10 protein-coding genes are annotated in these 12,706 nt (G+C 75.5%); 1 reads left to right on the top strand and 9 read right to left on the bottom strand.

Annotated elements, in window-relative coordinates:
• Positions 1-7 precede the first annotated feature (7 nt).
• From ACFY00_RS26560 to ACFY00_RS26550, 3 genes are read right to left on the bottom strand one after another with little or no spacing between them, the layout of a single operon-like run.
• Entirely contained in the window at positions 8-1,444 is a 1,437-nt protein-coding gene (locus ACFY00_RS26560) for an AI-2E family transporter (protein WP_388034069.1), read from the bottom strand.
• 33 nt (positions 1,445-1,477) lie between these two features.
• Complete coding sequence (locus ACFY00_RS26555) at positions 1,478-1,672, bottom strand: DUF3046 domain-containing protein (RefSeq protein WP_388034068.1); 195 nt, start codon at positions 1,670-1,672, stop codon at positions 1,478-1,480.
• A gap of 50 nt (positions 1,673-1,722) precedes the next feature.
• On the bottom strand, positions 1,723-3,381 hold the full coding sequence (locus ACFY00_RS26550) for a S8 family serine peptidase (protein WP_388034067.1): 1,659 nt from the start codon (positions 3,379-3,381) through the stop codon (positions 1,723-1,725).
• Between the two features lie 151 nt (positions 3,382-3,532).
• On the opposite strand from ACFY00_RS26550, the gene ACFY00_RS26545 reads away from it, so the two are divergent.
• The gene (locus tag ACFY00_RS26545; RefSeq protein ID WP_388034066.1) at positions 3,533-8,134 is read left to right on the top strand and encodes an ATP-dependent helicase; all 4,602 of its coding nucleotides are present in this window, start codon (positions 3,533-3,535) and stop codon (positions 8,132-8,134) included.
• 11 nt (positions 8,135-8,145) lie between these two features.
• Here the strand turns inward: ACFY00_RS26545 and ACFY00_RS26540 are convergent, their stop codons facing one another.
• The 6 genes from ACFY00_RS26540 to ACFY00_RS26515 form a co-directional block, all read right to left on the bottom strand.
• Positions 8,146-8,394: a hypothetical protein gene (locus ACFY00_RS26540; RefSeq protein WP_388034065.1), complete on the bottom strand. Its 249-nt coding sequence runs from the start codon at positions 8,392-8,394 to the stop codon at positions 8,146-8,148.
• A gap of 52 nt (positions 8,395-8,446) precedes the next feature.
• Positions 8,447-8,815, bottom strand: a complete 369-nt coding sequence (locus ACFY00_RS26535; RefSeq protein WP_033254644.1) for a helix-turn-helix domain-containing protein — start codon at positions 8,813-8,815, stop codon at positions 8,447-8,449.
• A 317-nt stretch (positions 8,816-9,132) separates the two neighbouring features.
• Positions 9,133-9,618, bottom strand: coding sequence for a CinA family protein (locus tag ACFY00_RS26530; RefSeq protein WP_388034064.1), 486 nt, complete (start codon positions 9,616-9,618; stop codon positions 9,133-9,135).
• Positions 9,611-10,243, bottom strand: a complete 633-nt coding sequence (gene pgsA, locus ACFY00_RS26525; RefSeq protein WP_388034063.1) for a CDP-diacylglycerol--glycerol-3-phosphate 3-phosphatidyltransferase — start codon at positions 10,241-10,243, stop codon at positions 9,611-9,613. Before pgsA ends, ACFY00_RS26530 begins: the two co-directional genes overlap by 8 nt.
• Positions 10,240-11,715, bottom strand: a complete 1,476-nt coding sequence (gene rimO, locus ACFY00_RS26520; protein ID WP_388034062.1) for a 30S ribosomal protein S12 methylthiotransferase RimO — start codon at positions 11,713-11,715, stop codon at positions 10,240-10,242. The genes pgsA and rimO overlap by 4 nt, the downstream gene beginning before the upstream one ends.
• Positions 11,716-11,798: 83 nt before the next feature.
• A complete protein-coding gene (locus ACFY00_RS26515) occupies positions 11,799-12,659 on the bottom strand; it encodes a helix-turn-helix domain-containing protein (RefSeq protein ID WP_388034061.1) in 861 nt (286 codons plus the stop codon).
• Between the last annotated feature and the right edge of the window lie 47 nt (positions 12,660-12,706).

Here is a 12,706-nt window from a genome sequence, read left to right as displayed (position 1 = left end):
GGAACGCTTACTCGCCGGGCGGATCCTCCCGCCGCTCGCCCCCCGAACCCTCCGGACCGCCCGAACCCTCCGGACCGCCCGCACCGCCCGATCCCCCCGACACCATCCGCCGCAGCCGCCGGACGGTGTGCCGCCGCCGTTCGCGCCGCTCCTCGCCGCGGTCGATCCGCGGGTCGTCCTCGACCTCGTAGCGGCGCACGTACGTCCCGACGAAGCCCTGCAGGGTCGCGGCGACCGGGATGGCGATCAGCGCGCCGACCGCGCCGAGCAGGGCGGCCCCGGCGATGACCGAGCCGAACGCGACCGCGGGGTGCACGTCGACGGTCTTCGCGGTGATCCGCGGGTGCAGCAGGTAGTTCTCGACCTGCTGGTAGACGGTGACGAAGACCAGCACCCACAGCGCGTCCACCGGCCGCACGGTCAGCCCGACCAGCACCGGCAGCGCGCCCGCCAGGTAGGTGCCGATGGTGGGCACGAACTGCGACATGACGCCGACCCAGACGGCGAGCGCCGCCGCGTACGGCAGGTCGATGATCGCGAAGAACGCCCAGTGGGCGAGCGTGGAGATCAGCGCGAGCAGGGCCCGGGAGTACAGGTAGCCGCCGGTCTTGGCGAGGGCGATCTCCCAGGCCCGCAGCACCTCGCCCTGCTTGGACGGCGGCAGCAGCGAGCAGACGGTGCGCCGCACCCGGGGGCCCTCGGCGGTGAAGTAGAAGGTGAACAGGCCGACGGTGAACGCCTGGAACAGGCCGCCGATGACAGTGCCGGTGACGCCCCAGACGTTGTCGGCGGCCTGCTGGGCGTACTTCTCGATGGTGCCGGAGTCCTGGAGCACCTGGTGCTGGAGCTGGTCGAGCGACAGGTCGGTGTGGAAGGTGCGGTTGACCCAGGTGATCAGGTCCTGCAGCAGTTGCGGCAGCCGCCCGGCGATCTGGGTGATCTGGTCGACCAGCAGGGTGCCGAGCGAGGCCAGGAACCCGGCCACGGCGAGGGCCAGGCCGGTGAACACCAGGAAGGTGCCGAGCCCGCGGCGCACCCCGCGGGCGGCCATCCGGTCGACGGCGGGTTCCATCGCCAGCGACAGGAAGAACGCCACCAGCAGCATCACGAACAGGTCGATCAGCTGGTGGAAGGCCCAGTCGGCGAGCTGGAACAGGCCGACGCCGAGCAGCGCCAGCAGCATCGCCCTGGGCAGCCAGCGGGGCATCGCCCCGCCGCCGAGCTCGGCCCGGCGCAGCATCCGGACGGCGGCCGCCGTGCTCGCGGCCGCGGCCTCGGCCTCGGCGCTCTCCTCGGCCTCGGCGGCCCGGGCGGTCGTGTCGGCCCGGCCCGCGGCGCCGGGCGGGGTGACCGGCGGGGCGGTCGGCGGAGTGGCCGACGGGGCGGTCGGAGTGGTCGGCGGGGTGTCGGAGGACGGGTCGGGGTGCTCTGCGCTGCTCGCCACCGGGACAGTCTCACCCACACCGGGGCGAATGACTCACCGCAGCTGCGACGACACTCCTTGCGTGACGCAGACCACTCGCCAGACGTCCTTGGCCTCCCACCCGGCGTCCAGCGCCTGCCGGACGGTGCGGCCGCCGAGCTCGCCCATCACGTGGTCCTGCGCGAAGGACTCCGCGTACGCCTCGCCGAAGTGCTCGTGCATCCGTCGCCAGAACTCGGTCAGCCTCATGCGCCCCAGTATCGGGCACCGGCGACGGCGGCGCGGCGGGTGCCCGGTCCTCAGCCGGTGGGCAGGGTGAGGATCCCGGCGCCGTAGTAGTCGCGGTCCCGGCAGCCGAGCGGCAGGGAGCGGGTGCAGGTGTCGTCGGCGGCGCGGGCGAGGGCGGCGGTGATCTGCTCCGGGCCCCAGTCGGGGTGCCGGGCCGCGACGACGGCGACGGCGCCGGTGACGTGCGCGGCGGACATCGAGGTCCCGGCCAGGGCGGCGTAGCGGCCGCCGGGCCAGTCGGAGACGACCGCGCCCTGGGTGCCGCCGTCGGGGTCGCCGCCGGGGGCGGCGATGGAGACCCTGCCGCGCCCGTAGTTGCTGTAGACGGCGGGCAGGCCGTTGCGTTCGACGGCGGTGACGGTGACCACGCCGGGCAGTTCGCCGGGCAGCCGGATGCACTCGGTGCCGAGCCGCCGGTCCTCCGGGGGGCCGGTGGTGCGGTCGTTGGGGCTGCGGCGGTCGGTGCGCCCGGCGTTGAGGTCCTGCCCGTCGTTGCCGGCCGAGGCGACCACCACGGCGCCCTTGCGCTGGGCGTAGGCGACGGCCCGGCCGACGGCGGCGACGAGGGCGGCCTGGTCGGCGTCCTCGGGGCAGTTGTACTTCCACGGGTCGGCGAAGTAGCTGTCGTTGATCGCCCGGGCGCCGTGGTCGGCGGCCCAGAGCATGCCGCAGACGATGTTCTCGGCGTAGTACTGGCCGAGCGATCCGAGCAGCCGGACGGCGGCGATCCGCACGCCGGGGGCGACGCCGGTGACGCCGTGGCCGTCGCGGGCGGCGCCGACGATCCCGGCGACGTGGGTGCCGTGGCCGCTCTCGTTGATCGCGTCGTCGGGCCGCCAGGCGCCGCCGCGGGGGTCGGGGCGGCCGTCGGCGCAGGAGGCGGAGGCGGCCGGGTCGACGGCGGCCCGCAGGTCGGGGTGGGTGTCGTCGACGCCGGAGTCCAGCACCGCGACGGTGACCTTGGACAGCTGCTGGGCGGTGGGCAGCGCACCGGCCCGGTCCGCGGAGGGGTCGGTGCCGCGGTCGGCGACCGGCGGGCGCAGCAGGGCGGCGTTCCGTCCGGCGGGGCGGTCGAGGGCGCCGATCATGGCGAGGTTCCAGTCGCTCTGCTCGCCGGGGTCGGGGACGGTGGCGGTGGAGTCGTCGGCGCCCTCGGCCACGTCGTCCGCGGCGGGCGGCGCGGCAGCGGCGGCTCCCGCGGCCCCGGCAGCGGCGGCTCCCCCGGCCCCCGCGGCGGCGGCGCTCCCGGTCCCCGCGTCGGGCCCGGTCCGGACGCCGGTGTCGGCGGGGAACCCGGACCCGGCCAGCGGTCGGGGCGGCGAGGGCACCGGGACGGTCCGGGTGGCGCCGACCGCGGCTATCCCGGGCCGTCCGCGCAGTTCCCCGGCGAACCCCGGACCGGCGTAGGCGAGCACCGCGCCGATCTGCGGGTAGTCCTGGACGACCTTGCCGCCGAGCGCCCGGGCCTGGTCGGCGGCGTGCTCGGCGCCCTGGGCGTCGGTGCGCTCGTCCAGCACCAGGTAGCTGAGGTAGGTGCCGCCGTTGCCGGTGACGTACGGGACGGCGCCGCCGAGCAGCAGTCCGGTGAGCAGCGTCGCGCCGAGCACCCGGACGCTGCGGCGCCGGCGGGTGGCGGGGGTGCTGCTGTGGGCCTGGCTCACCTGCTCCATCGCACGGTCTCCGCTCGTCAGGCAGGGCCGGACTCCGGGGGATCGGGTCCGGATCCTCACGATATGAGCGATTTGTACGATTTGCTGCGCGGAGTTGGGTCAGACGGTGACCGTTCCGTGACCTGTCAGCGTGTCGGGGCACCATGGGGTCATGGCCACCTCCGACGCTGATCCGCTGCAAGGCTTCGCCCCGGCCACCCGGGCCTGGTTCACGGGGGCGTTCGCCGCGCCGACCGAGGCGCAGTCCCGGGCCTGGTCGGCGATCCGGCTGGGGACGGACGTGCTGGTGGTCGCCCCGACCGGCTCCGGCAAGACGCTGGCGGCCTTCCTCTCCGCGCTGGACCGGCTCGCCGCCACCCCGCCCCCGGCCGACCCGAAGCGCCGCTGCCGGGTGCTCTACGTCTCCCCGCTGAAGGCCCTCGCGGTCGACGTCGAGCGCAACCTGCGGGCCCCGCTCGCGGGCCTGCGGCAGGCCAGTGTCCGGCTGGGCCTGCCCGAGCCCGAGGTGCAGGTCGGCGTCCGCTCCGGCGACACCCCGGCCGCCGACCGCCGGAAGTTCGCCACCCACCCGCCGGACATCCTGATCACCACCCCCGAGTCGCTGTTCCTGCTGCTCACCTCCGCCGCCCGGGAGGCCCTGCGCGGCGTCGACACCGTGATCCTGGACGAGGTGCACGCGGTGGCCGGGACGAAGCGCGGCGCGCACCTGGCGCTCAGCCTGGAGCGCCTGGACGAGCTGCTGGAGCGCCCGGCCCGCCGGATCGGCCTGTCGGCCACCGTCCGCCCGGTCGAGGAGGTGGCCCGCTACCTGAGCCCGCAGCGCGGCGCCGCGATCGTCCAGCCCGGCAGCGACAAGCGCTTCGACCTGTCCGTGGTCGTCCCCGTCCCGGACCTGGCGGACCTGCCCGCCGCGCCCGCCGAGGAGGACGACCCGCAGCGGCAGTCCTCGATCTGGCCGCACGTCGAGGAGCGGATCGTCGACCTGGTGCAGGCGCACCGCTCGACCATCGTGTTCGCCAACTCCCGCCGCCTGGCCGAGCGGCTGTGCAACCGGCTGAACGAGATCGCCCACGAGCGGGCCACCGGCGCCCCGCTGCCCGGGGCGCACGCGCCCGCCGAGCTGATGGGCGGCTCGGGCGCCGCCGCGGGCGCCCCGCCGCTGCTGGCCCGGGCGCACCACGGCTCGGTCTCCAAGGAGCAACGGGCTCTGGTGGAGGAGGAGTTGAAGGCCGGTCGGCTGCCCGCCGTGGTGGCCACCTCCAGCCTGGAGCTGGGCATCGACATGGGCTCGGTCGACCTGGTGGTGCAGGTCGAGTCCCCGCCCTCGGTGGCCTCCGGCCTGCAGCGGGTCGGCCGGGCCGGGCACCAGGTCGGCGCGGTCTCGCGGGGCGTGTTCTTCCCCAAGTACCGCGGTGACCTGGTGCAGTCCGCCGTGGTCACCGAGCGGATGCGCAGCGGCCGGATCGAGGCCCTGCGGGTGCCCCGCAACCCGCTGGACGTGCTGGCCCAGCAGCTGGTCGCGATCACCGCGCTGGACGTCTGGGACGTCGACGAGCTGCTCGCCCTGTGCCGCCGCGCCGCCCCGTTCGCCACCCTCCCGCGGTCCGCCTTCGACGGCGTCCTCGACATGCTGGCCGGCCGCTACCCGTCCGACGCCTTCGCCGAACTGCGCCCCCGCCTGGTCTGGGACCGCGTCGCCGGGACGGTCACCGGCCGCCCGGGCGCCCAGCGCCTCGCCGTCACCTCCGGCGGCACCATCCCCGACCGCGGCCTGTTCGGCGTCTTCATCGCCGGGGCGGACCCGAAGAAGGGCGGCGGCCGGGTCGGGGAGCTGGACGAGGAGATGGTCTACGAGTCCCGGGTGGGCGACGTGTTCACCCTGGGCACCACCTCCTGGCGGATCCAGGAGATCACCCACGACAAGGTGCTGGTCACCCCCGCCCCCGGTGTCCCGGGCCGGCTCCCGTTCTGGAAGGGCGACACCCTCGGCCGCCCGCTCGAACTCGGCCGCGCCGTGGGCGCGTTCGTCCGCGAGCTGGGCGCCCTGGAGCCCGCCGCGGCCACCGCGCGCCTGCTTGCGGCGGGCCTGGACGACTGGGCCGCCGCCAACCTGCTGACCTACCTGGCCGAGCAGCGCGCGGCCTGCGGCCACCTGCCCGACGACCGCACCATCGTGGTCGAGCGCTTCCGCGACGAGCTCGGCGACTGGCGGATCGTCGTCCACTCCCCCTTCGGCGCCCAGGTGCACGCCCCGTGGGCGCTGGCCATCGGCGCCCGGCTGCGCGAGAAGCACGGCCTGGACCCGCAGGTGATGCACGCCGACGACGGCATCGTGCTGCGCCTGCCGGACGCCGACCTGCTGGCCGACTTCCCCTCCGCCACGCCCGCGGCCGCCCCCGACGAGGCCCCGGTCGGCGCCGACGCCGCGGTCTTCGACGCCGCCGAGATCGAGCAGCTGGTCACCGACCAGGTCGGCGGCTCGGCCCTGTTCGCCGCCCGCTTCCGCGAGTGCGCCGGCCGCGCCCTGCTGCTGCCCCGCCGCAACCCCGGCAAGCGCACCCCGCTGTGGCAGCAGCGCCAGCGCGCCTCCCAACTCCTGGAGGTGGCCGCCGAGTACGGCTCCTTCCCGATCGTCCTGGAGGCCGTCCGCGAGTGCCTGCAGGACGTGTTCGACGTCCCCGGCCTGGTCGAGCTGATGGGGGACCTGGAGTCCCGCGCGGTGCGCCTGGTCGAGGTCACCACCCCCGAACCGTCCCCGTTCGCCCGCTCCCTGCTGTTCGGCTACGTCGCCCAGTTCCTGTACGAGGGCGACTCCCCGATCGCCGAGCGCCGGGCCGCCGCCCTCGCGCTGGACTCCCGGCTGCTGTCCGAACTGCTCGGCCAGGCCGAGCTGCGCGAACTGCTCGACCCGCAGGTCCTCGCCGACCTGGAGTCCGAGCTGCAGCGGCTCACCCCCGAGCGCCGGATCCGGGACGCCGAGGGCGTCGCCGACGCGCTGCGCCTGCTCGGCCCGCTCTCCGAGGCCGAGCTCGCCGCCCGCGGCGCCGAACCGCTGTGGGCGCTGGAGCTGGAGGCCGCCCGCCGGGCGATCCAGGTCCGGATCGGCGGCGCCCTGCGCTGGGCCGCGATCGAGGACGCCGGACGGCTGCGCGACGCCCTGGGCACCCCGCTGCCGGTCGGCGTCCCCGAGGCCTTCACCGAGCCGGTCAAGGACCCGCTGGGCGACCTGCTGGCCCGGCACGCCCGCACCCACGGCCCGTTCACCGCCCAGGAGGCCGCGGAGCGCTTCGGCCTCGGCACCGCCGTCGTCACCGGCACCCTGGACCGCCTCACCTCCGCCGGGCGCCTGGTCCGCGGCGAGTTCCGGCCCGAGGGCAGCAGCACCGTCCCCGAGTGGTGCGACGCCGAGGTGCTGCGCCGCCTGCGCCGCCGCTCGCTGGCCGCCCTGCGGCACGAGGTGGAGGCCGTCCCGCCGAAGGCGTTGGCCGCGTTCCTCCCGCAGTGGCAGCACCTGGCCGGGCACCGGCTGCGCGGCGCCGACGGCCTCTACCGGGTCGTCGAGCAGCTCCAGGGCACCGCGCTGCCCGCCTCCGCCCTGGAGAAGCTGGTGCTGCCCGCCCGGCTGTCCGACTACTCCCCCGCCCTGCTGGACGAGCTGATGGCGGCCGGCGAGATCGGCTGGTCCGGCGCGGGCGCGCTGCCCGGCAAGGACGGCTGGATCAGCCTCCACCTGCCGGAGAACGCCCACCTGCTGCGCCCCGAGCCGCTCCCGCTCACCCCCGGCCCGGTGCACGCGGCCCTGCTGGAGGCGCTGAGCGGCGGCTACGGCGCGTTCTTCCGCCAGCTCGCCGAGCGCGTCCCGGGCGTTCCGGACGCCGAGATCGCCGACGCCCTGTGGGACCTGGTCTGGGCCGGGTACGTCACCAACGACACCCTGGCCCCGCTGCGCGGCCTGCTCGGCTCCGGCCGCACCGCGGGCGCCACCGCGCACCGCGCGCCGCGCGCCACCCCGCGCGGCCGCTACGGCGGCGCGGGGCGCGGCCTGGCCCGCCCGGCCTCCCGCACCGGCCCGGCGACCGCGGCCGGCCGCTGGTCGCTGCTGCCCGCGTTCGGCGGCGAGGTGACGGCGCGGGCCGCCGCCCAGGCGCAGGCCCTGCTGGACCGGCACGGCGTGCTGACCCGCGGCGCGGTGGGGGCCGAACGCGTCCCGGGCGGCTTCGCGGGCGTCTACCGGGTGCTGTCGGCGTTCGAGGAGCGCGGCCGGGCCCGCCGGGGCTACTTCGTCGAGGGCCTCGGCGGCGCCCAGTTCGCCATGGACGGCGCCGCGGACCGGCTGCGGTCCGTCAACTCCCGGCTGGAGCGGGCGACGGGCGACGCGTGGGCCGCCGAGGGCGCCGCGCAGCCGCCGCAGGCCCTGGTGCTGGCCGCCGCCGACCCCGCCAACGCGTACGGCGCGGCGCTGGCCTGGCCGGAGCCCCCGGCCGACACCGCCGTCGCCCACCGCCCGGGCCGCAAGGCCGGTTCACTGGTCGCCCTGGTCGACGGCGAACTGGTGCTGTACCTGGAGCGGGGCGGTCGGTCGCTGCTCGCCTGGGCCGCCGAGGGACCCGCGCTGGACGCCGCCCTGGCCGCGCTGGCCGGGCCGCTCACCGTCGAGCGCGTCAACGGCCACCCGGCCCTCACCAGCCCCCTGGGCCCCCGGTTGGAGACGGCCGGTTTCCACCCCACCCCGAAGGGCTACCGGCTGCGGTAGCGGGCGGTGGCTCACCCGTCCGGGGGAGCGCCGCCCGCCCCGGCCGGGTCCGGCGCCGCCCGGTCCGTCTGCCGTTTCCGCGGCTCCGGAGGCGTGTTTCTGGCGTGCACCGGGACCAGCCCGATCCCCCACCACCCGGCCGCGAGCACGCCGAGAGCGGCACCGCCGTGTATCGCGGTGCCGCTCACCAGCAGCAGTATCAGGCCCAGACCGACCAGTGCCGTCGCACCGAGCAGCAGCGCACTGCGCGCACTCCGCATCGTGGCCCTCCTTCACCCGGCGCCCCGCGTCCGCGGGGCGGTCGAGGTCCGGTCAGGCCGCCACCACGTCCATCGCCGCCTTGGGCGAGATGGAGCCGGCCCGGTCGACACCGGGGGCCGGCAGCGGAACCGGTTCGAGCACCGGCCTCAGCAGATCACCCTCCGAGAGGGTGGCCATCGCCGCAAGTTCGGCGAGCGACAGTTCGTCGCTGACCTCCCGCATGACCTCCGACATCCGCACGTCGAGCGCGTCGCAGATGGCGGAGAGCAGTTCGGAGGACGCCTCCTTCTGACCCCGCTCGACCTCGGAGAGGTACCCGAGCGAAACCCTGGCGGCTGCCGACACCTCGCGGAGTGTGCGGCCCTGGCGCTGGCGCTGCCGACGCAGCACATCGCCCAGCAGGCGACGGAGCAGAATCATCGGTGCCTCCCTCCTCGGACTGCGGATCGAGATGTCACGACCCCACCGTACCGCCTTGCCAGCATCCCGTGCGGGGACCGGGGTCGTGTTCACTCTGGGCTGCAAGGCCGCCCCTCCCTGATTCTTCCCCGTCGGAGCCGTCGAACCCCTCGTGAAGGGCAGATGTCCGGCTCCGGACGCACGGTCGACACCGGGTCGACGCAATTCGCCCCCGGCCGTCTTCCGTCCGGCCGGGGCATCCGGTCTAACACGATCCCCCGCCGGGTGCGGTGGGTTCGCCGGTTTTCACCGCGCTCCGCCGGGTCTTTCGGCGAAGCTCAGCCGTTGCCCGGTGCCAGCCGCCGGAGCAGCAGCTCCAGCGCGGCGTCCACCGAACCGTGCCGGATCGTGTCACGCCCACCCGACAACCGGAGCGGGAGCGCTTCTGTTCCCGCCGGTCCGGCGAGGGCGACGTACACGGTACCGACGGGCTGCCCGTCCTGCGGATCGGGGCCGGCCACGCCGGTGGTGGCCAGCGCCCAGTCGGCGCCGAGCAGGCGGCGGACGCCCTCGGCCATCTGCCGGGCCACCACCGGGTGGACCGGCCCGTGCACGTCGAGCAGGCCCTCGTCCACGCCGAGGAGGGAGGCCTTCAGCTCGGTGGCGTACGCGGTGACCGAGCCGCGGAACACCGCGGAGGCGCCGGGGACGTCGACCAGGGCGGCGGCCAGCAGGCCGCCGGTGAGCGACTCGGCGACGGCCAGGGTGGCGCCCTCGGCCCGCAGCGCCGCCAGCGCCCGGGCCGCGGCCGGGCGCTCACCCACCGCGGCGCTCCCTGGCGATGCCCTCGCGGCGCAGCCGGACGGCCTGCAGCACGTAGTCCAGGCCGGTGGCCAGGGTGAGGAGCACCGCGACGCCCATCACCACGGCGCGGGCGGTGGCCAGCGGCCCGGTGAGCACCAGGACGTACATGCCGACCGCGGTGCCCTGGGCCAGCGTCTTGATCTTGCCGCCGCGGCTGGCCGGGATGACGGCGTAGCGGATCACCCAGAACCGCATGAGCGTGATGCCGAGCTCGCGGGCCAGGATCACCGCGGTGACCCACCAGGGCAGGTCGCCGAGCAGGGACAGGCCGATCAGGCCGGTGCCCATGATCGCCTTGTCGGCGATCGGGTCGGCGATCCGGCCGAAGTCGGTGACCAGGCCCTTGCGGCGGGCCAGCGCCCCGTCGAAGACGTCGGTGATCATCGCGACGGCGAAGGCCGCCCAGGCGAAGGCCCGCCACTCGGGGTCGTGGCCGCCGTCGGCGAACAGCAGCGCGGCGAAGACCGGGACGAGCACCAGCCGGAACATGGTCAGCACGTTGGCGATGTTCCACACGCCCGGCTGCGGCGGGACGGCGGCCGGGGTCGGCCGGGTGGCGGCCGGGGCCCCCGGCCCCTTGGTCATACCTCGGCTCCGGCGAGCTCCGGCGCCTCGGCGGTGGCCGCGACGGCCTCGGCGATCAGGTCGACGCCCTCGGTCCCGGTCACCACGGCCCGGTAGGAGCGACCGACCACCGCGTCCTCGACGCCGAGCAGGGTGGTCAGGCCGTCGGTCTCGGGGGCCTGGTGCGCGGCGCGGCCCTCCACCACCCCGTCCTCGACGGATTCGACGAGCACGGTGACCTCGCTGCCGACGCGCCGCTCGGCGCGCTGCGCGGTCAGCTCCTCGGCGAGCTTGGAGAGCCGGGCGACGCGGTCGTTCACGGTGTCCTGGTCGAGCTTGCCGTCGTACCCGGCGGCCTCGGTGCCGTCCTCGTCGGAGTACCCGAACACGCCGATGGCGTCGAGCCCGGCGTGGGTGATGAACCGTTCCAGCTCCGCGTAGTCCTCCTCGGTCTCGCCGGGGAAGCCCACGATGAAGTTGGAGCGGGCCCCGGCCTCGGGGGCCTTGGCGCGGATCGACTCCAGCAGGCCGAGGAACTGCTCGGTGGAGCCGAAGCGGCGCATCCGGCGCAGCACGGCGGGCGCGGAGTGCTGGAAGGACAGGTCGAAGTACGGGACGACCTTGTCGGTGCCGGTCATCACGTCGATCAGGCCGGGGCGCATCTCGGCGGGCTGCAGGTAGCTGACCCGGACCCGCTCGATGCCCTCGACCGCGGCGATCTCGGTGAGCAGGGTCTCCAGCAGGCGGATGTCGCCGAGGTCCTTGCCGTAGGAGGTGTTGTTCTCGGAGACCAGGACGACCTCGCGCACGCCCTGCCCGGCCAGCCAGACCGCCTCGTTCAGGACGTCGCTAGGACGGCGCGAGACGAAGGAGCCGCGGAAGGCGGGGATGGCGCAGAACGAGCAGCGGCGGTCGCAGCCGGAGGCGAGCTTGATCGAGGCGACCGGGGCGTCGTCCAGGCGCTTGCGCAGGGTGCGCGGGCCGGAGGCGGGGGCGAGGCCCTCGGGGAGGTCGGCGGGGGCGCCGTGGCCGGGCAGCGCGATCGCGGCCGCGGCGGCCTGCCGCTCGACCGGGGTGAGCGGCAGCAGCTTGCGGCGGTCGCGGGGGGTGTGGGCCTGGACGTGGCCGCCGGAGAGGATGGTGTTCAGGCGGGCGGAGATGTCGGCGTAGTCGTCGAAGCCGAGCACGCCGTCGGCCTCGGGGAGGGCCTCGGCGAGCTCCTTGCCGTAGCGCTCGGCCATGCAGCCGACCGCGACCACGGCCTGGGTGCGGCCGTGGCCCTTGAGGTCGTTGGCCTCCAGGAGGGCGTCGACGGAGTCCTTCTTGGCGGCCTCGACGAACCCGCAGGTGTTGACGACGGCGACGTCGGCCTCGCTGGCGTCGTCGACCAGTCGCCAGCCGTCGGCCTCGAGTCGCCCGGCGAGTTCCTCGGAGTCGACCTCGTTGCGGGCGCATCCGAGCGTGACCAGGGCGACAGTGCGGGTTTCAGGCATGACGCCAAGATTAACGCGCGCCCCCCGGTGGAGTTCCCCCCGGAGGGCGCGCGCGTTGCCGCAGTGGGTGGATCCGCCCCGGTTCAGCCCGCCTGCGGGTCGCCGGGGGTGTAGGTGAGGTGCACCACCTGGCCGTCCTGACCGGCCGGACCGAGGTCCTTGCCGTTGACGAACAGGTGGACGGCCCCGGCGTTGCCGATCACCAGGGTGATCTTCTTGGGGTCGGTGAAGGTCTGGTCCTGGCCGGCTTCCAGGTTGTTGGAGTACAGCGACTTGCCGTTGCCGTCCTTGGCGGTGACCCAGCTCTTGTCCGCCCCGGCGACCAGCTTGACGGTGACCTTGTCGGCGGGCGCGGCGGCGATCGCGGCGACGCTGCTCTCGGGGGCGGGCGGCTGGGCCGACGGCGAGCCGGTGGCCGGGGCGGAGACGCCGGAGGGCAGCGGGGCGCTGGCCGCGCCGGGCTGGTTGCCGCCGGAGGACGAGGAGCCGACCAGGTTGTAGCCGATCAGCACGACCACGGCGAGGATCGCGACCACCATCGCGGCGGTCCAGTTCGGCCGGTTGTGGTCGCGGACCTTGATCGGGCCGGTGTCGAGCAGCTGCCCGGCGGGCAGGGCGGCGGGCCCGCCGTGCTCGGCGTCGTAGCGGGCGACCAGCGCCTCGCCGTCCAGGCCGACCTCGCGGGCCAGCAGGCGCAGGTGGCCGCGGGCGTAGAAGGCGCCGCCGCAGCGTTCGAAGTCGTCGGACTCGATGGCGTGCACGATCGGCACCCGGATCCTGGTACGGGTGCTGACCTGGTCGACCGTCAGGCCCGCGTCGATCCGGGCCCTGGCGAGCTGCCGCCCGATGCTCGGCCCGCCGGCGGTGGCACGACTCGACTCCTCGGCGGGAATCGGCGCGGAGGAGTCGGGGGCGGAGCGGCGGGGGGACTTGCCGATGGTCACTGGGCACGCCTTTCGAGCGGAGGCCACCTGCTGAGGCACCAGTCTAG

The organism is Kitasatospora sp. NPDC001540, assembly GCF_042894345.1.
In the GTDB taxonomy this organism is placed as follows: domain Bacteria; phylum Actinomycetota; class Actinomycetes; order Streptomycetales; family Streptomycetaceae; genus Kitasatospora; species Kitasatospora phosalacinea_C.
Note: the sequence above shows the minus strand (reverse complement) of the source record. Positions and strands in the feature narration are given on the sequence as shown.